Raw genomic sequence first — 23,331 nt, forward strand, 5'->3', positions numbered from 1 at the left:
CGCGGCGATCGCGATCCTCTCCGGCGGGCCGCCTTTGTCCCCCGTACGAGCTACCGGCGAATGTCCACCGCGCGGGGACGATCTCGGGCCGCCGGATCCCTAGCGTTACGACGCGGCCATGGCGCTCCGTCGCCTTCCACGACACCGCCGTGCGCCTCACCCCGGCGCCGACTCTCTCACTGGAGGACCTCATGCTCCGCAAGACCAGGACATCCGTTGCGGCCGCGCTGTGCTGCACCGTGCTCGGCGCGGGGGTCACCGGCTGCGGCGCGGACAAGTTGGACAAATTGGACGACTGGGACCCCCTCGCCTCCGCCACGCGGACACCCACCGCCACGCAGACGGCCGCCACCCCGATCTCCGGGACCGAGAAGATCACTGTCGCCGGCCGGTCGGTGAACGTGTCCTGCTCGGGCGACCCGGGGAAAGACGGTCCGGTCATCATCCTGATGCACGGGGCCGGCGACGGCCTGGACAAGCTGGCCGCCCTCCAGAAGACGCTGAGCGAGCGGAACCGGGTCTGTTCCTACGACCGGCTCGGCTCGGGCGCGAGCGACCAGCCGGAAGGCCCGCAGGACCTCGCCGGCACCGGCGAGATCCTGACCGGGGTGATCGGCCGCGTCGCCGGTGACCGCCCGGCCGTCCTGGCCGGGCACTCGCTGGGCGGGCTGATCGCCGCCAGGTACGCCCCCGACCACCAGGACAGGGTCAAGGGGCTGGTCCTGATGGACGCCACCCCCTCCACCATGCTGGACGACATCAAGAAGGCGATCCCCGAGTCCGCCACCGGCCCGGCGGCCGAGCTGCGCGCACAGAACCTCGCGGTGTTCCAGGGACAGAACCCGGAGAAGCTCGTCATCCCCGACGGGAAGGTCCGTTCCGCCGGGGACATCCCGGTGGAGGTGATCCGGCACGGGCAGCCGTACCTCGCGGCCGTCCCCAAGTACGGACCGCGCCTGGAGAAGGCGTGGGCCGAAGGCCAGCGCAAGTGGCTCGCGCTGTCCAGCGCCGCCAAGCTCGGCACGGCCAAGGACAGCGGCCACTACATCTACGTCGACCAGCCCGATCTCGCCGTCCAGGCCATCGAGCGCGTCACCGAGCAGGCCGCACGCCGGCGGTGAGGCGTTCCCAGTTGCGGTGGGCGATGCCGGCCTTCTGGTCGCCGGTGAAGGGCACCTCCTCCAGGAAGAAGCGGGCGGCGCCGCCGCTGGTGTCGACGTAGGGGAAGCCGCCGGGACGGAAGCCGTAGGTGAAGGGGTAGTCGGTGGAGTACGGCATCCGGTCGGTTCCCATGACCTCGGCGGTCCAGCGCAGGTAGCGGGGGCTGCTGGTGCCGCTGCCGGCTGACCAGAACCGCGTGGGGCTTGGCGCAGAGCCCGGTGCCACAGCGCGTGAGCAGACCCGCCGCCGGGTCATCGACGTCGCGATCGATCTGCTGGAGCGCGGGGGCCGCGACGCGATCACCACCCGCGCGGTCGCCGACGCCGCCGGACTGCAGCCACCCGCCCTGTACCGGCTGTTCGGCGACAAGGAGGGGCTGCTCGACGCCGTGGCAGAACACGGCTTCACCCGGTTCCTGGCCGCCAAGCACATCGACCCCGACCCGCAGGACCCGATCAGGGAACTGCGCGCCGGCTGGGACACCGCGGTCGAGTTCGGGCTGGCCAACCCCGCGCTGTACGCGCTGATGTACGGCGAGCCCGCCAGGTCCACCACCGCTTTCCGGATCGGCCTCGAACTCCTCATGGACCGCATCCGCCGCCTGGCCGTCGCGGGCCAGCTGCGCGTCAGGGAGGACCTCGCGGCCCAGATCATCCACGCCACCGCACGGGGCGCCGTCCTGACCTGGCTGTCCCTGCCCGAGTCCCAGCGCGACCCCGCCCTCCTCCTCGCGCTGCGCGAAGCGATGATCGCCGCCGTCACCAGCGAGGAACCGGTCGTGCGGGAACAGGGCCCGGTCGGCGCCGCCCGCGCCCTGCGCGCCGCGCTGCCCGACCAGAACGTCCTGAGCCACGCCGAACGGCGACTGCTCGCGGAATGGCTGGATCGGCTGTCCGCATAGCCGCCTCCGCGGACGGACGGGGAGCACGGCGCGGGGGCGGTCCGGTCCGGGGGCGCGCGGGTGCGCGCCGGTGGTCCGGCCGTCACCGGGGGCGGGGACCGGGGGATGGGTAGGAACGGGGTAGGCCGCGGGGTGCGGGGCGTCGGCCGTTCGGGGGAGCGCGGGGGGCGTGATGGCGGGTTGGCCGGATGGGGTGGCGCGGCCGGAGCGGGTGCCGGCGGGGGCGTCGGCCGACGGGGCGGGGATCGTGGTGGGGGCGGGGCCGGTGACGGTGGACGTCTACGTCGATTTCCTGTGCCCGTTCTGCCGGAGGTTCGAGGAGTCCGCTGGGCCGACGCTGGAACGGCTGACGGCCGACGGGGCGGTCAGCGTGGTGTATCACCCGATGGGTTTCCTGGACTGGCTGTCGCCGGATCGGTACTCGTCGCGCGCGGCGGCGGCCTCGGGGTGCGCGGCGGACGCGGGGAGGTTCACCGAGTACGCGCGGATGCTTTTCAGGTGGCAGCCGGCGGAGGGCGGGCCGGGGCTGTCGGATGAGGAGCTGGTGGAGGCGGGCGGGGCGGCCGGTGTGGTGGACGGGTCGTTCGGCGAGTGTGTGCGGGCGGGGGTCCACCTGGGATGGGTGGGGTTCGTGACGGCGATGGCGGGCCGGGCGGGGGTGGAGGCGACGCCGTCGGTGCTGGTGGAGGGGCTGGGGGTGTCGGCCGATACGGCGTCGATCGTGGGGGCGGTGCTGGAGGCGGGCCGGGGGTGAGGCGGCGGCCGGGGCCGCCGCTCCACCTCACGCCCGACTTTTAGGGTTTCTTACTGTTTTTACGGGTTACCTAGGCTTTTTGGTGTTCAGGGGTCTGGCATGGACACGGGGCCTTTGCTGCTGACGGTGGTGGTGGCCGCGGCATTGGTCTTCGCCTTCACCAACGGGTTCCACGACGCGGCGAACGCGGTGGCGACGTCGGTGGCGACGGGGGCGTTGCGGCCGTACGCGGCGGTGGGGCTGTCGGCGGTGCTGAACTTCGCCGGGGCCTTCCTGTCGTTGAAGGTCGCGGCGACGGTGGCCGAGGGGATCGTGGACAGCAGGGTGATCACGTTGCCGGTCGTCTTCGCGGGGCTGATGGGCGGCATGCTGTGGAATCTGGTGACGTGGTATCTGGGGATGCCGTCGAGTTCGTCGCACGCGCTGGTCGGCGGGCTGGTGGGGACGGCGTTCGTGGCGGTGGGGGCGTCGGCCGTCAAGGGGATGGGGGTGGTGTCGGTGGTGCTGCTGCCGGCGCTGTTGTCTCCGGTGGCGGCGGCGCTGGTGGCGGGTGCCGGGTCGTGGGTGGTGCGGTGGGTGACGCGGGGCGTTCCGGCGGGGATGCGGGAACGGGGTTTCCGGGCGGGGCAGATCGGTTCGGCGTCGCTGGTGGCGCTGGCGCACGGGGCGAACGACGCGCAGAAGACGATGGGTGTGATCATGCTGGCGCTGGTCACCGGGGGCGCGGTGGGCGCGGGTGAGGCTCCCGCGGGGTGGGTGGTGGTGAGCAGCGCGGCGGCGATGGCGGCGGGGACCTTCTTCGGGGGGTGGCGGATCGTCCGTACGGTGGGCTGGGGGCTGGTGCGGATCCGGGGCGCGGAGGGGTTCACGGCGGAGAGCGGGACGGCGGCGTTGGTCCTGGTGGCGTCGGATTCGGGGTTTCCGTTGTCGACGACGCAGGTGTGCTGCGGTTCGGTGGTGGGGGCGGGGATCCACCAGGGGGTGTCGAGGGTGCGCTGGCGGGTGGTCGCGGAGCTGGCGGGGGTGTGGCTGGTGACGTTGCCGGGCGCGGCGGCGCTGGGGGCGCTGGTGTGGTGGGGGGCGCGATGGGTCGGCGGGATGCAGGGCGTGGGGTTGATGTTCGTCCTGGTGCTGGTGGCGGCGTTCTGGTTCTACGTGGCGGCCGATCTGCGGCCGGTGAACGCCTCCAACGTCAACGCCGAGCGGGTGGGACGCCGGATGAAGTGGGAGGAGGCGTGACGGTGTTCGACGGTGAGATGAGGGAGTTCCTGCGGGTGGTGCTGGTGGCGTTCGCCGGCGGGGTGGGGTGGGTGACGGTGTACGCGCTGGGCCTGGTGGGCGTCTCGGCGGCGCGGCGGGGCGGAGGGCGCCGGGCGGTGGGATGGGTGCTCGCGGTGGTGTGCTTCCTGGTGGCGGTGGCCGGGGTGGTGGTGGGGCTGCGGCTGATGCTGGCCGGGCGCAGGGGCCTGGAGTGAGGGCGCGCCCGCCGGCGCCGATGCGGGCGGTGGGTGCCGGCGTGGACGTCACCCGGTGGTCCCCTCCCAGGTGACGGGGAGGTGGTCGACCCCGTAGATGGCCGTGTGGGCGCGGATGGGGATGCTGCGGGGCGGTACGGCGAGGCGGAGGGTGGGCAGGCGGCGTAGCAGGGCGGGGTAGGCGACGGCGAGTTCGGTGCGGGCCAGGTGCTGGCCGAGGCATTGGTGGATGCCGTGGCCGAAGGCGAGGTGGCCGGTGGGCGGCCGGGTGACGTCGAGGGTGTCGGGGTCGGGGAGGTGGCGGGGGTCGCGGTTGGCGGCGGCCAGGGCGAGGGTGACGCACTGGCCGGCGGTGATGTGGTGACCGTCGATGTCGGTGTCGCGGGTGGCGGCGCGGACGGGGCCGAGATGGACGATGGTGAGGTAGCGCAGGAGTTCCTCGACGGCGGTGTGGGTGGCGGCCGGGTCGTCGCGGACGGTGGCGAGCTGGGCGGGGTTGGCCAGGAGCGCGAAGGTGCCGAGGGCGATCATGTTGGCGGTGGTCTCGTGGCCGGCGACGAGCAGGAGCACGGAGATGTTGGTGATCTCTTCGTGGGTGAGGTCGGCGTCGCGGGTCATGTCGGTGATGAGGTCGTCCGCGGGGTGGGTGTGCTTGTGGTGGGTGAGGTCGCGGAGATAGGCGGTGAGGTCGTCGAGGGCGGCGTCGGCCTGCTGGGGGGTCGAGGCGAGGCTGAGGAGGGTGCGGGAGTCGCGCTGGAAGCGGGCGCGGTCGGTGTAGGGGACGCCGAGGAGTTCGCAGATCACGAGGGAGGGGATGGGCAGGGCGTAGGCGGGGACGAGGTCCGCGGGCGGGCCGTGGTGGCACATGGCGTCGAGGTGGCTGGTGGTGATGGCCTCGATGCGGGGGCGCAGGGCTTTCATGCGGCGGACGGTGAAGTGGCCGATGAGGCGGCGGCGGTAGCGGGTGTGCTCGGGTGGGTCGGCCTGGAGGAAGAAGCCGGGGCGGTGTTGCCTTCGGCGCTGGGTGGAGTAGGGGTCGACGGGCAGGTGGAGGTGTTCGGGGCGGTTGCTGAAGTGCGGGTGGGTGAGGATGGCGCGGATGACGGCGGGGTCGGTGGCGAGCCATCCCTGGTGGCCGTCGGCGTAGGTGAGGAGGCGGATGGGGGTCTGGCGGGCCCAGTGCAGGAGCCGGGGCGGGGGGTCGAAGTGGTTGGGGCGGATGGTGGGGAGGGTGTCGGGGCGTGGTGTGGCGTGGGTCATGGGCCCGGGTCTCCTCGTGGTCGGGTGCCGCGGCGGCGGTTGGTGAGGAGTGTTTCCGGGGGTGGGGTGGCGGCACGCCGGGTTGGTGGTTCTTTGTGGGGTGTTGAGGGTTTTCGGGTCAGGGGGTGGGGCGGCGGATGACGGCGACGGGGGCGTGGGAGCGGTGCAGGAGGATGGAGGCGGTGGGGCCGAGGCCGGTGACGCGGCGGGCGGTGGCGCCGGCGACGACGAGTTCGGCGTCGTGGGAGGCGTCGATGAGGGCCTTGGCGGGGTGGGTGTGCAGGGTGTGCTCGGTGAGGGTGACGTCGGGGAATCTCTCCCGCCAGCCGGCGATGGCCTCGGCGAGCAGGAGGGCTTCCTCCTGGCCGACGGCGTCGATGTCGTAGACGAGGGGCTGGGGCCGCCCGGGGGTGGCGTGGGGATGGGTCCAGGCGTGTACGGCGCGCAGGGGGAGCTCGCGTAGCAGGGCTTCTTCGAAGGCGAATTCCAGGACGGGCTCCTGGCCGGGCTTTCCGGTGGCGCCGACGACGATGTGGGTGGGCCGGCCGGGGGGCGGGGGGCCGACGACGACGAGGGGGCAGGGGCAGCGGGTGGCGAGGTCGCGGCTGACGGAGCCGAGGAGGAGCCCGGCGAAGCCGCCGCGGCCGCGGGTGCCGACGGCCAGGAGCTGGGCGTGACGGGCGACGTCGGCGAGCGCTTCGGCCGCGGGGCCGTCGGCGATGTCGGTGGTGACCTGCTGGACGTCGGTGCCGGTCTGGGCGCGTTCGGCGGCCTGGCGCAGGAGTTCCCAGGCGGTGGCTTCGGCGGCCGCTCCCCAGTGGTGGGGCTGGGGGACGAGGGGGACGTTGCCGGTCCAGCGGAGGGCGGTGTGGACGATGAGCAGGGGTGCCTTTCTGAGGGCGGCCTCGTGGGCGGCCCACATGACGGCTCGCAGTGAGGGGGCTGAGCCGTCGGCGCCGGCGATGACGGGTCGTGTCATGGTCCCTCCCGGCCGTGGGGGTTCGTCTTCCAGGTTGGGCGGCCGGGGGCGGGCGGGGGTAGGGGCGAAAGTCCCCGGGTGGGACCGTCAGGCGGCGGGGCGGGCGTTGGCCAGGAGATAGCCGCTGGCGGGGCGGGTGGGGATGCGGCGCAGGCTGATGGTGAGGTCCTGGTCGGGCAGGTCGTGGTCGAGGCGGGCCAGGCGGGTGGTGAGGGTCCGCAGAAGGGTGAGGGTGATGGCCTCGCCGGGGCAGCGGTGGCCGGTGCGGGGGTCGCCGCCGCCCTGGGGGATGAGGTCGAACTCGCCGGTGGGGCGGTCGAGGAAGCGGCCGGGGTCGAAGGTGTGGGGGTCGGGCCACAGGCGGGGGTCGTGGTTGTGGCCGTAGATGTCGAGCAGGACGAGGGAGCCCTCGGGGATGCGGTGGTCTTCCCAGGTGAGGTCGGTGACGGCTTTGCCGCCGACGAAGGGGGCGAAGGGGTAGAAGCGGCGGGTCTCCTGGGCGAAGGCGTGGGTGCGGGCTTCGTCGCCGGCGCGCAGGGCGGCCCGGTGGTGGGGGTGGCGGTGCAGGGCGTGGGCGGCGAAGGTGACGTACCAGGTGACGGCGACGGTGGGACGGATGAGGTTGAGGAGTTCGACGGCGGCGAGGCGGTCGTCGAGAGGGTGACCGTCGGCGTCGCGGTGGGTGGCGACGGCTGCCAGAGGGGTGCCGGGCGGCGCTGCGGGGGCGGCGCCGGTGCGGGTGTCGTGGATGAGACGGGCCAGCCGGTTCTCCAGGCGGATCCGGGCGGCGCGGGCCCTCCAGTGGCGGGGGCCGAGGGAGGCGAAGCCGTCGACGAGGGCGAGGAGGTCACGGGCGGTGGCGGGGACGTCCGCGTCGTCGAGGGGGACGCCGGCCCAGCGGCAGGCGGCGTGGGTGAGGATGCGGCCGACCTCGTCGAAGAGGGTGACGGGTCGCGGGCCGTTCCAAGCGGCGGTGGCCTTGTCCCACGCGGCGGCGACGTGGTCGTCGAGGCGGGCGATGCCGTCGTCGGTCATGAGGGAGGTGAACATGGCCTTGCGGACGCGGTGGGCGGCGGCGTCGAGGGTGTGGACGGCTCCGTGACCGAAGAGGGTGCTCTTGATGGGTTCGGGCAGGGCGGTGTGGCGGCGGATGTGGTTTTCGTCGTAGAAGAAGCGGGCGGCGTCGGGTCCGTGGACGGCGGTGGCGCGGTGGCCCATGAGGCGGGTGACGACGGTGGAACCGTGGGTGCGGCGGCGTTCGGGCAGCCAGGCGTAGCCCTCGGTGAGCAGGGGCAGGGTGTGGTCGGAAAGCGGCATGGTGCGGGTCTGCCCGGGGCCGTGGACGGCAAACGGCGGGTGCCGCGGGGCGCCGCGGGCCACGGGCGCGGGGTCGGGCGGGCCGGGCGAGGAAGGTGGACCGCGAGAGGGGGGTGGACCGCGAGAGGGGGGTGGGCCCGGTGGTCACCGGGGCGCGGGGTGTTCTTCAGCGGTGGAGGCGGCGGCCCGAGAGTTGCTCGGCGGTGACGATGATGTAGTGGTCACGCTGGCCGGGCGCCCACGGGGTGAGGGGCAGGGCGGCCAGGCGGCTGATCTCGTCGGGGTCGCTGGCGGCGCGGGCACGGCCGACGGCGGTGACGGACCAGCCGGTGCGGGTACGGAGGTCGAAGTCGTCGGCTTCGAAGGCGACGACGGCGTGGCGGGTGGCGGCGGCGAGTTTGGAACCGGCGTTGGTGCGGATGACGATGTCGCCGTGGTGGAGGCAGAAGTTGACGGGCTGGACGGCGGGCAGGGCGCGGTCGGTGAAGACGATCCGGCCGATGGGAGCGGTCGACAGCAGTCGCATGCACTCCTGACGGGAGAGCACGTGCAGGCCGGCGGAATCGACTTTCAGGCCGGCGGAGTCGCCTTTCAGGCCGGCGGAATCGACTTTCATGTGGTCCAGGGTGCCGATCGTCTTCGGGGTCGGGTAAGGGGCGAAGGTCCTGTCATTCGTGGTGGTCGGCCTTGAGACGGGCGGCGAGCGCGGCGGCCTGGGTGCGGCGCTGCATGTTGAGCTTGGCCAGCAGGTTGGAGACGTAGTTCTTGACGGTCTTCTCGGCGAGGTAGAGGCGCTCGCCGATCTGGCGGTTGGTCATTCCCTCGCCGATGAGTTCGAGGATGTGGCGCTCCTGGTCGGACAGGGCGGCGAGGGGGTCCTTGCGGGCGGCCTGGTCGCGCAGGCGGGCGAGCATGGAGGCGGTGGTCTGGGGATCCAGGAGGGACTGGCCGGCGGCGACGGTGCGAACGGCGCCGACGAGGTCGGAACCGTGGATCTGCTTGAGGACGTATCCGGCGGCACCGGCCATGACGGCGGTGAAGAGGGCCTCGTCGTCGGCGAAGGAGGTGAGCATCAGGCAGGCCAGGTCGGGCATCTTGGAGCGGACCTCGCGGCAGACGTCGATGCCGCTGCCGTCGGGCAGGCGGACGTCGAGGACGGCGACGTCGGGTTTGAGGGCGGGGATGCGGGCGATGGCGGACTCGGCTGTTCCGGCTTCGCCGATCACGTCGATGTCGCCTTCGGACTCGAGCAGGGCGGCGACGCCCCGGCGCACGACTTCGTGGTCGTCTACAAGGAACACGCGAATCATAGGTGCACGGTAGCGGCCGGGCGGCGGCGGTGGTAGGGACGAAGGTCCCAGGTTGGGCGTGGCCGGGGCGAGGGTTGGTCTGGGAGGTCTAAGGTCCCGGGCGGGGGCGTCAAAAGACCCTGGCAGGTGGGGTGTGGCGCACCGAACGCTGGAAATGTGCCGAATGCTGGGGATTGTGGATGTCGGCCGCGGGAGGTGGCCCGATGCGCTGCGTTACTCGGTGGGCGAGGTGCCGCCTGAACCTGCACCGGTTCGACGGCAATCCGCTGCGCAGGGGTTCGGACCGGCTGGAGACGGTGGCGCTGCTGGTGGCTGCCGTGTTGTTCGTGGCATGCCTGTGGCCGGCGATGGCGCTGGGGCGGCAGGTGTACGCCGGGGGGATGCGGGCGGAGCTGACCGGGCCGGGTCACCGGGTGCCGGTGACCGCGCAGGTGGTGGACGCGCCGAAGGCGCCGGAGACGGGTCCGCAGTGGCGGGTGCGGACGGTGCGCTGGAACACGGCCGATGGGGCGGTGCGCACCGCGAAGGTGACGCTGCCGCCGGACACGGGGGCCGGGACGCACACCCGGGTGTGGCTGGACACCTCGGGCAGGCCGACGTCGGCGCCGCAGAGTCACGTCAAGACGGTCCTGGACACCGTGTTCGCGGTGGTGACCCTGATCGGGTGGGCGGCGGCGCTGCTGCTGCTGGGCGTCGCGGGGCTGCGGGGGCTGCTGAACCGGCACCGGGCGGCCGAGTGGGAGCGGGCGTGGGCGCTGGCCGACCAGCGCTGGCGCCGCAGGCGGCAGGCGTGAGGCGCCGGGCCGGCCGTGATTCTTCCCGGCCGCCGGGCCGGGATCTGTGAGAAGGGGGATCGCCCCCTTTTTCTCAGGGGGTGCGAGCGGAAAGGACGTGTGATGAAGGCACAGGTGGGGGACCGGCTCATCGTCGAGGGCGCCCATACGGGTGAGGGACGGCGGATCGGTGTGATCGTGGAGTTGCGTCATCCCGGCGGGGAGCCGCCGTACGTGGTGCGCTGGGAGGGCGCCGAGCACGAGAGTCTGGTGTTCCCCGGCCCGGACGCGCATGTGGAGGCCGGGCGAGGACGCGAGGCCGCGCTGCCGGCGCCGTGACCGGCTCACCGGCCGGCGCCGCCCCCTCACCCGCGGGAAAAGGGGCGGCGCCGGCCGGTGGAGGCGCCGGGGGCGACGAAGGTCCCGGCCGGTGCGGGGCGAAGGCCTCTGGACTGCGGGCGCGGTGGCGGTTAACGCTTGAGGTGTGAATCCGACGCTGCGTCTGGGACGCGTGGCGGGGGTCCCGGTGGGGGCCCACTGGTCCGCGCTGCTGATCGTCGCGCTGATCGCGGTGATCCTGGGTACGGCGGTGCTGCCCGTCTCGGCGCCGGGGCTGGCGCCGCAGCTGTACTGGGTGGCCGCCGCGGTGACGTCGCCGGTGTTCTTCGCCTCACTGCTGGCGCACGAGCTGGCGCACGCCCTGGTGGCCCGGCGGGCGGGGGTGAGCGTGAAGTCGATCACGCTGTGGCTGCTGGGCGGGGTGACGGAGTTCGACGGTGAGGTGGGCTCGCCGCGGGCGGAGCTGCGCATCAGCCTGGCGGGGCCGGCGACGAGCGCGCTGGTCGCCGGGGTCGCGCTGGCGGTGGCGGCGGCGGCGCGGGGGGTGCCGGTGGTGTGGTCGGCGCTGGTGTGGCTGGCCACGGTCAACGGGGTGCTGGCGGTGTTCAACATGCTGCCGGGTGCGCCGCTGGACGGCGGCAGGGTGCTGCACGCGGTGCTGTGGTGGCGCTGCGGGGACCGGGAACGGGCCGACCGGGTGGCGGCGCGGGCCGGGCAGTCGCTGGGCATGGCGCTGATCGCCGCGGGAGTGGTGCAGACGCTGGTGTGGTCGCCGATGGGCGGGTTGTGGACGGCGCTGGTCGGCTGGTTCCTGTCCGGCAGCGCCCGCAGCGAGGGCCTGGCCCGCTCGGCGCAGTCGGGGCTTGAGGGCTTGAGCGTGCGGGAGGTGATGACCTCCGGGGTGGACCAGGCGCCGGCGTGGCTGGAGGTGGGCGCCTTCGCCGAAACGGTGGCGCTGCGGTCGGCGCAGAGCGTCTTCCCGGTGGTGGACTTCTCCGGCGCGCCGGTCGGCACGGTGTCGCTGGCGGCGTTGTGCGCGGTGCCGGCGGAGCGGCGCGGCGAGGTGCGCGTCTCGCAGATCATGCGGCCGCTGCCGGCCGGGCGGGTGCTGCAGGCGCAGGACCCGGCGGTGGGTGTGCTGTCGGGCGGTGGCGGGGAGGTGGCCGCGGTGGTGTGCGAGGGCGGGCGGGTGGTCGGCATGGTCACCGCGGCGGACGTGGCCAGGATCATGCTGCAGGCGTCGCTGCGCGCCACGGCGGGCGCGCAGCGCCACGACGCCTAGCGTTTCGGCGTCGCGCGGCCCGGGACGGACGACGGGGCGGGGGTCGTGGCGGGGCGGTGGCGGTGCCGAGGCGGCGGGCGCGTCGCGGACGGCGACCGCGACGACGCGGTCGCCGTCGGCACCGCGGTGTTCGACGGGTGCCGGTGCTCAGGACAGCGTTTCGACGTACTCCTCGGCCGGTCCGAGGTCGGGCTTGTCGCGAAGTTCGATCCGATTCCCCAAACGTTCGAGCTCCAGCACGGTGATGGTGTTCTCTCCCCGCACCAGGAAAGGGGCGGGCAGGTAGAGCGTCATCTGCGGGCCGACCTCCCAGTAGCGGCCGAGCAGAACGTCGTTGATCCAGACGAAGCCCTTGCCGAAACCGGGGAAGGCGAGGAACGCGTCCCTCGGCTCGTCCGCGCACAGGCGTGCGGTCGCGAATCCGGCCGAGCCCCGGGGAGCCGCGGCGGAGGCCGCGCGGGCGAGGTCGTCACCGGTCCACTCGGCGAGCGGCAGGGGGTGCATCGTCCAGCCGTGCACCAGACGGCGTTCGATCCGGACGCCGCCGAGGATGCCCTTGCCCTGGCCGAGCAGCGGTCCGTAGTTGATGCGTCCCTGGTTCTCGACCAGCAGTTCGAGCCGCGCCTCCTCGCCCGCGCCGTCGAGGGTGAGCGAGGCCGTGTCCCGGTCGAGCACACCGGCCGGTCGGCCGTCGATGAAGACCTGGGCGCGATCGTGCAGCCCGGAGACCGTCAGCCTGATGGTTCCCCGGGGGAGTCGTGGGTGCGCGCGGTAGAGCACCAGGCCGGAGGACTGCCCCAGTTCCTCGAAGCTGAGCGGGTGCGGGGAGGCCACGGCCTCGGACACCGCGCCCAGGGCGCCGAGCAGGCCGGCGACGTGGGTGACCTGGAGTGTGCGGGGGGCGAGCAGCGGCGGATCGGCGGGCAGGGGGCGGTCAGGAGCGCCGGTCACGGCGCGCAGCCGGTCGCGGAGTGCGAAGAATTTCGGGGTGAGCGATCCGTGTTCGGCGATCGGAGCGTCGGAGTCGTAACTGGTCACGGTCGGCTGGATGGTGTCGCCGTCGTGGTTGGCGCCGGCCCAGAGACCGAAGTTGGTGCCACCGTGAACCATGTAGATGCTGACCGAGCCGCCGGCCCCGAGGATGCCGGTGAGCGTCTCCGCCGCGCTCGCGACCGAGCGGATGTGGTGTTTCTCGCCCCAGTGGTCGAACCAGCCGTTCCAGTACTCCGCGCAGACGAACGGCTCTCCGGCGCGGCGTGAACGCAGCAGTTCGGCGGCCTGGGCCGCCCGGGAGCCGAACGTCACGGCCGCGAGCTCATCGGTCAGGGTTCCGCCGTCGAGCATCAGCTCGGTGGGGCCGTCAGCGGTGTACAGCAGCTCGGTGACGCCCCGTTCGACGAGCGCGTCACGGACCCACCGCATGTAGGCGTGGTCATCTCCGTAGCTGCCGTACTCGTTCTCGACCTGCACCGCGACGACCGGCCCGCCACGGGACGCCTGGAGCGCGGCGATCCGCGGGACGAGTTCGTCGAACCAGCGTGCCACCTCGTCGAGGAAGGGGCGGTGGGAGGAGCGCAGCCGCATGCCCGGGGTGCCGGTCAGCCAGGCCGGCAGGCCGCCGTTGTCCCACTCCGCACAGATGTAGGGGCCGGGCCGGACGATCACGTCGAGGCCGGTGTCCTGGGCGAGCCGGACGAACCGCTCGACGTCGTGCCAGCCGTCGAAGCGGCGCCGCCCTCGTCTGCTTTCGTGGAAGTTCCAGGGGACGTAGGTGTCGATCGTGTTCAGCCCCATGGCCGCGACGCGCTCCAGCCGGTCCGCCCACTGGTCGGGATGGACCCGGAAATAGTGCAGTGATCCTGCGAGGATGCGGTGCGGGCGGCCGTCGCGCAGGAGCTCACCGTGGGGGTACGACAGGATCGCCGCGGCCCGGTTTCTGCGTTCTGCCGCTGTCGTGAGTGTCACTTGAAGGCTCCCGCCGTCATGCCGGCGCGCCAGAACCGCTGCAGCGCGAGGAAGGCTGCCAGCAGCGGGACGATCGACACCAGCGATCCGATGATTACCAGCGGCGGCGGTACCGCCACATGGCTTGCGTTCCAGCCGACCAGCCCGACGGTGACCGGCTGCAGGTGGTCATCTCCGAGCACCATGGCGGGCAGGAGGTAGTTGTTCCAGATTTCGACGAACTGGAACAGGAAGATGGTCACCAGAGCGGGGAGCATCATCCGCACGGCGAGCGTGCGGAAGATCCGGAACTCGCCCGCCCCGTCGAGGCGGCCCGCCTCGATCACCTCGTCCGGTACGGACTGCGCGGCGAAGACGCGGGAGAGGTACACGCCGAACGGGCTGACGACGCTGGGCAGCAGCACGGCGATCGGGGTGTTGATCAGATGGATGCCGGAGAACATCAGGTAGAGCGGCAGGGTGAACAGGACCTTCGGCACCAGCACGGCGGCGAGCACGCTCCCGAAGAGGGCACCGCGGCCGCGGAACTCGTACTTGGCGATCGTGTACCCGGCCAGGGCGGACAGCACGGTGCCCACCATGGCGCCGACCCCGCAGTAGACGATGCTGTTGAGCATCCACCGCCAGAAGATGCCGTCGCCCTGCGCCGTGAGCCTGGCGAGGTTGTCGAACAGCCCGAAGCCGTCGAACCACAGGCCGTCGCCGCTGAACTGCTTTCCGAACGGTTTGGTGGCGGAGACCAGCAGCCACCACAGCGGGAAGAGGAAATAGAGGGTGGACAGTGCCAGGAGCAGCGTCACGACGGTGCGGCTCAGCGGGGTGGTCTCGCGGCGGGGCCGCAGCCGGCGCGGCTTGGCGATGACTGCGTTCATGCCTTCGCCCTCCGGCCGGTCAGCGTGAAGAACGCCAGCGACACGGCGCCGACGAGCACCGCCAGGATCACCGACTGGGCCGCCGCGTACGGGTAGTTCCCGGCGGCGACGGCCGCCTGGGCGGACATGATGGGGGTGAACGTCGAGGGGACCGCGCCGCCGGAGATGGGCTGCAGCACGGTCGGCTCGTTGAACAGCTGGGCCGATCCGATGATGGAGAAGACCGCGGTCAGGACGATGGCGCCGCGCACCGCCGGGATCTTGATGTTCCAGGCGATCCGGAGCGCCGAGGCGCCGTCCATCCTCGCGGCCTCCAGTACCTCGGCGGGGATCGACTGCAGCGCGGCGTAGATGATGATCATGTTGTAGCCGGTCCAGCTCCAGGTGACGATGTTCGCCACCGACCACAGGACGGTGCCGTCGTCGAAGAACGGGATCCCGAGGCCGAGCGGTCGCAGGAGGTGGTTGACCGGGCTCGACTGCGGTGAGTACATGAACGACCAGACCAGCGCCGCGCTCACGCCCGGGACCGCGTACGGCAGGAAGCCGGCGAGCCGGAAGAGGCCCTTGCCCCGCGCGGACCTGGAGTCGATCAGCAGCGCCAGCCCGAGGGCCAGGACGAGCATCACCGGCACCTGCACGACGCCGAAGAGCGCGACCCGGCCCAGGGAGGCGACGAAGGCCTTGTCGCCGAGGGCCTGGACGTAGTTGCCGAGCGGGTCGAACACCTTCACCGGCGGCGCCAGCCCGAGTCCCGACCGGCGGACGGCGAACAGGCTGCTGACGGCCGCGTAGACGATCGGCGCGACGTACATGGCCAGGAAGAGCACCGCGAACGGGCCGCAGAACAGCAGCGGTGTGCGCCACCTCGGCGGAGCACCGCTCCCTTCGCCGTGTCGCGGTACGGCGCGCGGTCCGGGTGCGGTGGCCGTCACCGTGGTGAGGCCGGTCACCGGCTCTCCTCCTCGTACGACTCGGTCAGGAGATCTTCCTGTCGCATGGGTCACCCGGAGACCTTCAGGCCCTGGCCGTTCAGCTCCGCCACCGTCTTCTCCTGGGCGGCCCGCAGCGCGTCGGTGATGGTGCCCTTGCCCGCCCACGCCCTGCCGAGCCCGTCGTTCAGGTCGGCGGTGGTCTTGGTCATGATCGGACCCCATGTCCAGCCGGTGTCGACCTTCGCGGACTCCTCGGCGAACACCTTGTAGATCTTCTGCCCGCCGAAGTAGGGGTCGTCGGCGGTGAGCTGCGGCAGATCGAGCAGCGCCTTCGCCGCCGGGTAGAGCGCGGCCTTGTCGACGAGGGTTCCGTAGGCATCACGGTCCGTGCTCATCCAGTGTGCGAATTTCCAGGCCGCCTCGGGTGTCTTGCAGCCTTTGAGGACGGCGGTGGAGGATCCGCCCGCGTTGCCGGCCTTGGCCTCGCCGGCGCTCCACTGCGGCATCGGCGCGACGGCCCACTTGCCGGAGCCGTCCTTCGCGCCGCTCTTGATGACGCCGGCCTGCCAGACGGCGCCGACGACGGTGGCGATGCCGCCGTCGCCGAGCCCGCCGTACCAGGCCTGGTCGTACATCGGGGCGCCACTGATCAGGCCTTTGCCGATCAGGCCCTGCCAGTAGTCCGCGACCTTCTTGTTGGCCTCGGAGTTCAGGGTGACCTTCCAGGAGTCGCCGTCGACGCCGAACCAGCCGGCGCCGGCCTGCCAGGCCAGACCCGCGTAGTCGTAGTCCATGTACGGCGAGGAGATGTACCTGTCCGGGTCGGAGGCGTGGATCTTCTCGGCGGCGGTCCTGTACTCCTCCCAGGTGGCGGGAGGCTTGAGTCCGAGAGAGTCGAACAGTTCCTTGTTGTAGAACAGGGCCATGGGGCCGGTGTCGACGGGGGCGCCGTAGACGGCGTCGCCGAGCGAGACGGCCTTCCAGGCCGCCTGCTGGAACTCGTCCTTGGCGGCCGTCGCGTACCGGGCGACGTCCTGAAGGGCGCCCTGGGCGGCGAAGCTCGGCAGGGTCTCGTAGCCGAGCTGGGCCAGGCACGGTGCGTTGCCCGCCTGGACCGCGTTCAGCAGCTTCTGGTAGCCGCCCTTGGCGCCGGGCTGTACCTGCTGGTAGGTGACCTGAATGTCGGGGTGACCGTCGTTGAACGCCTTGACGGCGTCCTCGTAGCCCGGCGCCCAGCCCCAGAAGGTCACCGTGGCCTTGCCGCCCCCGCCGGTCGCCCCGGTGGCACTCGACCCGGTGTCCGAGCAGCCCGCGAGGACGAGTCCGAGCGCGAGCGCCCCCGTCATCGTGACCGTGCGCGTCATCGGCTTCTTCATGGTCTTTCCTTTCACGAGCGGGAGAGCGGGACCCCGCTCTCCCGCGGCCCGTCACGAGGCGCAGGCGACGCACCGCCGCCCGGCCTCGGTGCGGCGCTCGCACTGATGTGCCGCGACTATGGCACAACATGTTATCGATGCCAATAGGCAACTCCCGGGGGGCCGTCAACGCGGTGGCAACTGCGGTGATGAGTGATAGCGCGGTATCATGGCTCGCGAACAGGACGGCGAAAGGGACTCATGGAGATGCGAAGCGCGGGCGGCGACGCCGTGCGGCCGCCCGCGATGGCCGACGTCGCCCGGGTGGCGGGAGTCTCCCCCCAGACCGTGTCGAGGACCCTCTCCGGCCACCCCAGCGTGCAGGAGAGCACGCGGGCGAAGGTCCTCGCGGCCGTCGACCAGCTCGGATACCGCAAGAACAACGCCGCCCGGGTGCTGTCGTCCGGCCGTAGCCGCAGCATCGGCGTGGTGATGCTGCGGACCGTCTTCTACTCGCGCGTCACCCTCATGTACGGCATCGAGAGCGCCGCCCAGGAGGCCGGCTACTCGGTCTCGGTCGCCACCACGGACTGCCTCGACACCTCCGCCATCGAGGACGCCCTGTCGCGGCTGACCGACCAGGGCGTGGACGGGGTGATCCTCGCCGTCCCGCTCATGCACGTGAGCAGGCGGATCGAGCAGCTCACCCGGTCGGTGCCCACCGTCACGATCGACGGGTCGCGCACCCCGGCCACCGAGGTCGTGGCCGTCGACCAGTCGCTGGCCGCGCGGCTGGCGACCCGGCACCTCCTCGACCTGGGGCACGAGACGGTCTGGCACGTCGCCGGGCCGGGGGAGTGGCTTGAGGCGGCCAGCCGTACGCGGGGATGGCGTGACACCCTGGAGGCGGAGGGCAGGGTCGTCCCGCCCGAGCTGGAAGGGGACTGGTCGCCCGAGTCCGGGTACCGCAACGGCCTCATCCTGGGCAGGATCCCCGACGTCACCGCGGTCTTCGTGGCCAGCGACGAGATGGCGTTCGGCGTCGTCCGCGCGCTGCACGAACTCGGCAGGCGCGTGCCCGACGACATCTCCGTGGTCGGCGTCGACGACATCGCGCTGGCCTCGTACTGTTCGCCCCCGCTGACGACCGTGGCCCAGCCGTTCGCCGAGATGGGCGCCCTCGCCGTCCGCCATCTGGTGCGCCACCTCAACGATCCGGAAGCCGCGCCCGAGCCCGCCGCCGTCGAGCCGGCCCTGGTCGTGCGCGCCAGCACCGCCCCGCCGGGCGGATCCCGTGGTGAGAAGCCTCCGGGGGGCTCGTCAGGCGGCGTGTGACGCCTTCGCCGCCGGGCCGGTCCCGCCGGGGCTCGGGATGCCTCGTCGACGAGCGATGGACAAGGGTGTTGCGGCCGTGCGCCGCGGCGTCCGTGTGCGGGGCCAGAAGTGCTTTGGCATCGATAACATTATCTGCCATAGTCGAGCCATCGAAACTCCTTGAGCGTGGAGACCCCGGGCTTCAGTCCTGGGGAGGAGACACGGCACGGTGCCGCACCATATCGAACATACGCCTGAGGATCACCTGATCGTCTGACAGGATGCGAGGCATGGCGCAGATGGTGAAGCGGGCCTACAAGTACCGCTTCCACCCGACCCCCGGGCAGGCCGCAGAGCTCGCCCGGACGTTCGGCTGCGTCCGCTACGTCTACAACAAGGCCCTGGACCACCGCACCCGCGCCTACCGGCAGGAGGGCCGGAAGGTCTCCTACGCGGAGACCTCGGCGCGCCTGACCGAATGGAAGCGTTCCGAAGGGCTGGAGTTCCTGTCGGAGGTCTCCTCCGTGCCGCTGCAGCAGGCGCTGCGCCACCTGCAGGCGGGATTCGCGAACTTCTTCGCGCGCCGCGCCAGGTACCCGACGTTCAGGTCCCGCAAGAAGGCGCGGGCGTCGGCCGAGTACACCCGCAGTGCGTTCCGCCGGCGCGACGGGGCGCTGACGCCGGCGAAGATGGACGCGCCGCTGGACATCGTGTGGTCCCGGCCGCTGCCGGACGGTGTGGAGCCGTCCACGGTGACGGTGTCGAGAGACGCGGCCGGTCGGTGGTTCGTCTCCCTGCTGGTCGAGGAGAAGATCACCCCGCTCGCGCCGGTGGAGGCATCCGTCGGCGTGGACGCGGGCATCACCGCCCTGGCCGTCCTGTCGACCGGCGAGAAGATCGTCAACCCGAGGCACGAGCGGGCCGATCGGCGCCGCCTGGCCAAGGCCCAGCGCGCCCTGGCCCGCACGGCGAAGGGGTCGGCCAACCGGGCCAAGGCCCGCCGGAAGGTCGCCCGGGTGCATGCCCGCATCAGTGACCGGCGCACCGATTTCCTGCACAAGCTCACCACCCGTCTCGTCCGTGAGAACCAAACGGTCGTGATCGAGGACCTGACCGTGCGCACCCTGGTGAAGAACCACAGCCTGGCCCGCGCGATCTCCGATGCCTCCTGGCGGCGGATGCGCACCATGCTGGAGTACAAGACGGCCTGGTACGGGCGGGAACTGGTGGTCGTGGACCGCTTCTTCCCTTCCTCCAGGCTGTGCTCGGTGTGCGGCATCGTGCAGAGCACGATGCCGCTGAGCGTCCGGACGTGGGAGTGCGCCTGCGGCGCGACCCATGACCGGGACGTCAACGCCGCGGCCAACATCCTCGCCGCCGGGCCGGCGGAGAGGTGAAACGCCTGTGGAGGGCCGGTGAGACCCGACCCGCGAAAGCGGTGAAGGCGCGGCCCGGCGAAACAGGAAGCCCGACCCGTGAGGGTTGGAATCCCCCGGCTTCAGCCGTGGGGAGGATGCCAAGGACATCGCCTACAACGCCTATCTGGGGCTGTACATCGGTGAGCCGCAGGCGGTCGACCAGTCCGGGAACGCGCCGCAGCGGTTCTACGCCACCGACAACCTCGCCACGCAGAAATGGACGCTGATCGGCGACACCGGCGGCCACCACAACGCCTCCTGGTACCGCTGGTTCCTCGACGGCGTCAACAGGACCGGATCCACCATCGTCGGCAAGAACTTCCGCTCCTACTGCTCCTTCGGCTGCTCCGGCGGCTCCTCGGCGGAGTACGTCAACGTCTCCATCGGTTCGTCCGCGCCGGCGCCGGCGCCGGCGCCGTTCGACCCCGCCAGGACGTACCGCATCGCCGCCGGGAACGGCCGCGTCCTGGCCCAGGTCTCCGGCGGCTCCGCCACCACCTCCCTCGCCGCCGCGGCGGGCTCGGCCCTGGAGGCGTGGTCCTTCACCGGCAACGGCGACGGCTCCTACCGCATCACCAACGCCGCCACCGGCCGGCTCCTGGGCGTCACCTCCACCTCGGCCTCGGGCCGCGCCTGGGGCACCGCGCCCACCGTCACCGCGGCCGGCGGCGGTGGGCCCACCGCCGGCCAGCAGTGGTTCGTCATCGCCGGCACCTCCGCCTCCAACGGCGCCCCCACGGGCACCTACCGGCTGGTCAACCGCTACAGCGGCCTGGTGATCGGCCTGTCGGCCACCTCGGGACGGCCGGCCGAGACCACCCCGGTCCGCGCCTGGACCGACGTCAGCGGCAGCGGCGTCGGCGGATCCCGTACGGCCGCCGAACAGACCCTGACCATCACCCCGGCCGGGACGGCACCCGCCGACCTCAACGGCGTTCACACCCTGGTCACCGGCGGCGAGGCACTCGATGTGCCCGACCACAGCACGACCCCCGGCACCCGGCTCACCACCTGGAGCCCCACCGGTGGCCCCAACCAGAACTGGAACTTCACGAAGCAGGCCGACGGCTCCTACACCCTCACCGGTGTCGAGTCGGGGCTGTGCGCCGACGTCGAGGCGGGCTCCACCGCCGCGGGCGCCAAAGTGATCCTGTGGACCTGCACGGGAGGCGCCAACCAGCACTGGGTGGTCACCCGCCAGGCCGACGGCACCTGCACCCTCGCATCCGCCAAGAGCGGATTGCTGCTCACCACGGACGGCTCGCTGGTCACCCAGCGGGCGAACTCCGGATCCGCCCTCCAGCGATGGACGATCAACTGACGGCCCCATGACGACGGCACGGGCCGCCGGGCACCCGCCCGGCGGCCCGTACCGGCGCCCACCGCGCGGCGGGGCGCGGCCCCCGGTGGCGCGCTCACCGGGGGCCCGCGACCTGAGCGCCCGGCTCAGTGATGCGCCGAGGCTAGGTCCAGCCGGGCGGGGGTCAGCCACCAGACGGCCGCCGCCGCCACCAGCATGAGGACTCCGCCGTACAGGCTGGTGACCTCCAGCGATTCGGTGAAGGCGCGCGTGGCCTGGACGGCCAGGTCGGAGGAGCCGAGCTCGCGGGCCACCGCCAGTGCGCCGCCGAGAGACTCCCGGACCGCGGGGGTGGCGCTCTCGGGCAGTCCGGCCCGATAGAGGACGGCGGCCAGGCTGCCCAGGACCGCGACGCCGAGGGTGCCGCCGACCTCGTAGGAGGTCTCCTCGATGGCGGCCGCGCTGCCCGCCTTCTCCTCCGGGGCGCCCGACATGATCACAGCCGAGGCGATGGCGAGCGAGCCCATCCCCGCGCCGATCAGCAGCACGGAGACGGCCACCCACGGGTAGGTCGTCGGCGCGATCCAGAGCACCAGGAAGCCGAGCGCGGCGATCGCCAGTCCGCCGGCCAGCACCGTGCGCGCGCCGATCCGCGCGGCCATGGCCGGAGCCAGCGGCGAGAGCACCGCGGAGCCGGCGGCCATGGGGAGCATGGCCAGACCCGTCTGCAGCGGGGAGTAGCCCTGGACCAGCTGCATCCACTGGACCATGAGCAGCATCATGCCCGCCATGGCGATCGAGGTGGTGAGGGCGGCCAGGGTGCCGGAGGTGAAGGCGCCGCTGCGGAAGAGCCTGACCTCCAGCAGGGGGTCCTGGCGACGCAGGCATCGCCGTACGAACCAGACCAAAGTGATCGCGGCGAGGGCGGCGGCGCCGATGGTCGAGACGCCCGGCCCTTCGGTGGCCAGATGCTTGATGGCGTAGACGAAGGCGACCATGCCGACCACCGACAGCACCGTCCCCAGCGCGTCCCAGCGGCCTGGCGCGGGGTTGCGCGACTCGGGCAGCAGGAACAGCCCGGCGACGATGGCGACGGCCATCACCGGCACGTTCACCAGGAAGGCGGCGTGCCAGCTGAAGGCCTCCAGCAGCAGCCCGCCCGTGATCGGGCCGAGCGCGCCGCCCACGGCCGCCATCGCCGCCCAGATCCCCAGCGCGGTGGCCCGCTCGCGGCCGTCGGTGAACAGGCTGCGGATCATCGACAGGGTGGACGGCATGATCATCGCACCGCCGATGCCGAGCAGCGCCCGCACCGCGATCACCTCGGCCGGGCGGTCGGCCCACAACACGGCGACGGAGGCCAGGCCGAACACGGCGAAGCCGGAGACGAGCATGCGCTTGCGCCCCCAGCGGTCGCCCAGCGCGCTGACGGTCACCAGCAGGCCCGCCACGACCAGGGAGTAGATGTCGACCATCCACAGCAGCTCCACCGCGCCCGGCTTCAGCTCGGCCGACATCTCCGGCAGCGCCACGTTGAGGATGGTCATGTCCATCACGACCAGCAGCAGGCTGGCCGACAGGACGGCCAGCGCCGCCCAGCGTCTGGTGTACGGCTTGGCCGCGGTGTGCGTCATGACGTTCCCCGGAGAAAGGTTTCGAGAAGCAGGCGGGGCGTGTCGCGCCGGGCGACGTCGCCGCGCCGCAGGCTTTCGCGGACGGCCACGAGCAGTCCGTACACGGTGTTGCTCACCCATCTGGGCGGAAGGTCGGCCCGCAGGACGCCGGCGCGCTGGCAGGCCTCGATCAACTCGATCTCACGCGCCTCCAGTTCCTCGGCCCGCCGCACCAGCTCGGGGTTGATCCCGACGAGGTGCTCGGTGAGCGCGAAGCCGTGCTCCTCGGCCACCTCGATATGGGCGACGAGCAGCGCGTGGAGGGTCTCCTCCACGCGCTCACCGGTCCTGAGCGCCGTGTCGAGGCCGATCTCGTCGTGAACCCGTTGCCAGGCCTCGTGCGCTCGCCAGCCCAGCGCGATGATCAGCTCTTCGCGGGTGGCGAAGTGCCGGTGCAGGGTCGCGCGATGAACCCCCGCGGCCTGGGCGATCTCGGCCATCGAGGCGGCCGGCGCCTGGTTCAGATGCTCGATCGCCCTGGTGACGATCTGTTCGCGGGTTACCGCCATTACAACACTTCCGTCGAATTTGCGACATTCATGTCGCATTCTATAGGCCGGACGCACCGCGGTTCGCCCCGGGACCCCGCCGGAGGCGTCCGCTCGCCGGATGGGCCGCCCTGCTTTCGTGGAGGCCCCGAAGCCGGCGTCGTCCGCCGGTGGAGAGTTCGTGGCGGCCTGGAGGCCGACGTCATCCGCCGGTGGGAGGAGTGCGCGCCGCGGGCGAGGGCCGGTGGCCGGGCCGATCGCCTCGGAGCCGTCTCCGGCGAGTGCCGACAACTATGATGGTCTTGACAAAAAAAGTTTTCGGCACGAGGGTGGAGGTACCCCGGAAGGACGGGGCGGCCGGACGGCCGCCGTACGGACCCGCCGGGGTGGCCGCGGGGCACGTCCCCGCCGGCCGGCACGGACTTTCTCCCGACGACACGGACTCCCCCCAAGGATGAGG

At 72.2% G+C, this 23,331-nt stretch carries 23 protein-coding genes; 11 read left to right on the forward strand and 12 right to left on the reverse strand.

Features of this window, described 5'->3' with window-relative positions; genetic code table 11:
• The first annotated feature begins 149 nt into the window (after positions 1–149).
• Positions 150–1,121 (forward strand): alpha/beta fold hydrolase, encoded by a 972-nt coding sequence (locus HDA43_RS33035; RefSeq protein ID WP_312873659.1) that lies wholly within the window; start codon positions 150–152, stop codon positions 1,119–1,121.
• Here the strand turns inward: HDA43_RS33035 and HDA43_RS33040 are convergent.
• Positions 1,093–1,293, reverse strand: a complete 201-nt coding sequence (locus HDA43_RS33040) for a hypothetical protein (protein ID WP_218912708.1) — start codon at positions 1,291–1,293, stop codon at positions 1,093–1,095. The two genes, HDA43_RS33035 and HDA43_RS33040, sit on opposite strands and share 29 nt — an antisense overlap.
• A gap of 64 nt (positions 1,294–1,357) precedes the next feature.
• Here HDA43_RS33040 and HDA43_RS33045 point away from each other — a divergent pair, with 64 nt between their 5' ends.
• From HDA43_RS33045 to HDA43_RS33060, 4 genes are all read left to right on the forward strand, one after another.
• A complete protein-coding gene (locus HDA43_RS33045) occupies positions 1,358–2,062 on the forward strand; it encodes a TetR/AcrR family transcriptional regulator (protein WP_179828575.1) in 705 nt (234 codons plus the stop codon).
• A gap of 172 nt (positions 2,063–2,234) precedes the next feature.
• The gene (locus tag HDA43_RS36175) at positions 2,235–2,816 is read left to right on the forward strand and encodes a DsbA family protein (protein WP_179828577.1); all 582 of its coding nucleotides are present in this window, start codon (positions 2,235–2,237) and stop codon (positions 2,814–2,816) included.
• A 99-nt stretch (positions 2,817–2,915) separates the two neighbouring features.
• Positions 2,916–4,055: an inorganic phosphate transporter gene (locus tag HDA43_RS33055; protein WP_179828579.1), complete on the forward strand. Its 1,140-nt coding sequence runs from the start codon at positions 2,916–2,918 to the stop codon at positions 4,053–4,055.
• Positions 4,052–4,291, forward strand: a complete 240-nt coding sequence (locus tag HDA43_RS33060; RefSeq protein WP_179828581.1) for a hypothetical protein — start codon at positions 4,052–4,054, stop codon at positions 4,289–4,291. The genes HDA43_RS33055 and HDA43_RS33060 overlap by 4 nt, the downstream gene beginning before the upstream one ends.
• A gap of 48 nt (positions 4,292–4,339) precedes the next feature.
• Here HDA43_RS33060 and HDA43_RS33065 read toward each other — a convergent pair whose 3' ends face one another.
• The 5 genes from HDA43_RS33065 to HDA43_RS33085 all read right to left on the reverse strand — a co-directional run bounded on the left by HDA43_RS33065 (position 4,340) and on the right by HDA43_RS33085 (position 9,157).
• Complete coding sequence (locus tag HDA43_RS33065; protein WP_179828582.1) at positions 4,340–5,551, reverse strand: cytochrome P450; 1,212 nt, start codon at positions 5,549–5,551, stop codon at positions 4,340–4,342.
• 118 nt (positions 5,552–5,669) lie between these two features.
• A complete protein-coding gene (locus HDA43_RS33070) occupies positions 5,670–6,530 on the reverse strand; it encodes a universal stress protein (protein ID WP_179828584.1) in 861 nt (286 codons plus the stop codon).
• Between the two features lie 87 nt (positions 6,531–6,617).
• A complete protein-coding gene (locus HDA43_RS33075) occupies positions 6,618–7,847 on the reverse strand; it encodes a cytochrome P450 (protein WP_179828586.1) in 1,230 nt (409 codons plus the stop codon).
• A 166-nt stretch (positions 7,848–8,013) separates the two neighbouring features.
• Positions 8,014–8,463: a pyridoxamine 5'-phosphate oxidase family protein gene (locus HDA43_RS33080; protein WP_179828588.1), complete on the reverse strand. Its 450-nt coding sequence runs from the start codon at positions 8,461–8,463 to the stop codon at positions 8,014–8,016.
• A gap of 52 nt (positions 8,464–8,515) precedes the next feature.
• Entirely contained in the window at positions 8,516–9,157 is a 642-nt protein-coding gene (locus HDA43_RS33085) for a response regulator transcription factor (RefSeq protein ID WP_179828590.1), read from the reverse strand.
• Between the two features lie 203 nt (positions 9,158–9,360).
• On the opposite strand from HDA43_RS33085, the gene HDA43_RS33090 reads away from it, so the two are divergent.
• The 3 genes from HDA43_RS33090 (at position 9,361) to HDA43_RS33100 (ending at position 11,551) form a co-directional block, all read left to right on the forward strand.
• Positions 9,361–9,951, forward strand: coding sequence for an Rv1733c family protein (locus HDA43_RS33090; RefSeq protein WP_179828592.1), 591 nt, complete (start codon positions 9,361–9,363; stop codon positions 9,949–9,951).
• A 102-nt stretch (positions 9,952–10,053) separates the two neighbouring features.
• Positions 10,054–10,269, forward strand: a complete 216-nt coding sequence (locus tag HDA43_RS33095; RefSeq protein ID WP_179828595.1) for a DUF1918 domain-containing protein — start codon at positions 10,054–10,056, stop codon at positions 10,267–10,269.
• 145 nt (positions 10,270–10,414) lie between these two features.
• Positions 10,415–11,551 carry a site-2 protease family protein gene (locus HDA43_RS33100; RefSeq protein WP_179828597.1) on the forward strand — a complete coding sequence of 379 codons (1,137 nt, stop codon included), beginning with the start codon at positions 10,415–10,417 and terminating at the stop codon, positions 11,549–11,551.
• 147 nt (positions 11,552–11,698) lie between these two features.
• On the opposite strand, the gene HDA43_RS33105 is transcribed toward HDA43_RS33100, so the two are convergent.
• Genes HDA43_RS33105 through HDA43_RS33120 form a run of 4 tightly spaced genes read right to left on the reverse strand, consistent with a single transcriptional unit; the run spans position 11,699 to position 16,699 of the window.
• Positions 11,699–13,516: a glycoside hydrolase family 35 protein gene (locus tag HDA43_RS33105; protein ID WP_179828599.1), complete on the reverse strand. Its 1,818-nt coding sequence runs from the start codon at positions 13,514–13,516 to the stop codon at positions 11,699–11,701.
• The gene (locus HDA43_RS33110; RefSeq protein ID WP_179828601.1) at positions 13,513–14,388 is read right to left on the reverse strand and encodes a carbohydrate ABC transporter permease; all 876 of its coding nucleotides are present in this window, start codon (positions 14,386–14,388) and stop codon (positions 13,513–13,515) included. The genes HDA43_RS33105 and HDA43_RS33110 overlap by 4 nt, the downstream gene beginning before the upstream one ends.
• Entirely contained in the window at positions 14,385–15,341 is a 957-nt protein-coding gene (locus HDA43_RS33115) for a carbohydrate ABC transporter permease (protein WP_218912709.1), read from the reverse strand. Before HDA43_RS33115 ends, HDA43_RS33110 begins: the two co-directional genes overlap by 4 nt.
• A 50-nt stretch (positions 15,342–15,391) precedes the next feature.
• Positions 15,392–16,699 (reverse strand): ABC transporter substrate-binding protein, encoded by a 1,308-nt coding sequence (locus tag HDA43_RS33120; RefSeq protein WP_179828603.1) that lies wholly within the window; start codon positions 16,697–16,699, stop codon positions 15,392–15,394.
• Positions 16,700–16,939: 240 nt separating this feature from the next.
• On the opposite strand from HDA43_RS33120, the gene HDA43_RS33125 reads away from it, so the two are divergent.
• The 3 genes from HDA43_RS33125 (at position 16,940) to HDA43_RS33135 (ending at position 20,731) form a co-directional block, all read left to right on the forward strand.
• The gene (locus tag HDA43_RS33125; protein ID WP_246424782.1) at positions 16,940–18,013 is read left to right on the forward strand and encodes a LacI family DNA-binding transcriptional regulator; all 1,074 of its coding nucleotides are present in this window, start codon (positions 16,940–16,942) and stop codon (positions 18,011–18,013) included.
• 269 nt (positions 18,014–18,282) lie between these two features.
• Positions 18,283–19,389, forward strand: a complete 1,107-nt coding sequence (locus HDA43_RS33130; protein WP_179828605.1) for an RNA-guided endonuclease InsQ/TnpB family protein — start codon at positions 18,283–18,285, stop codon at positions 19,387–19,389.
• An 85-nt stretch (positions 19,390–19,474) separates the two neighbouring features.
• Positions 19,475–20,731, forward strand: coding sequence for an RICIN domain-containing protein (locus HDA43_RS33135; protein ID WP_179828607.1), 1,257 nt, complete (start codon positions 19,475–19,477; stop codon positions 20,729–20,731).
• Positions 20,732–20,856: 125 nt separating this feature from the next.
• On the opposite strand, the gene HDA43_RS33140 is transcribed toward HDA43_RS33135, so the two are convergent.
• Both HDA43_RS33140 and HDA43_RS33145 read right to left on the reverse strand, forming a co-directional pair.
• Positions 20,857–22,344, reverse strand: a complete 1,488-nt coding sequence (locus HDA43_RS33140) for an MFS transporter (RefSeq protein ID WP_179828609.1) — start codon at positions 22,342–22,344, stop codon at positions 20,857–20,859.
• The gene (locus tag HDA43_RS33145) at positions 22,341–22,892 is read right to left on the reverse strand and encodes a TetR/AcrR family transcriptional regulator (protein WP_179828610.1); all 552 of its coding nucleotides are present in this window, start codon (positions 22,890–22,892) and stop codon (positions 22,341–22,343) included. The genes HDA43_RS33140 and HDA43_RS33145 overlap by 4 nt, the downstream gene beginning before the upstream one ends.
• Positions 22,893–23,331: the final 439 nt, after the last annotated feature.

This window comes from Streptosporangium sandarakinum (assembly GCF_013409935.1).
GTDB lineage: Bacteria > Actinomycetota > Actinomycetes > Streptosporangiales > Streptosporangiaceae > Streptosporangium > Streptosporangium nondiastaticum.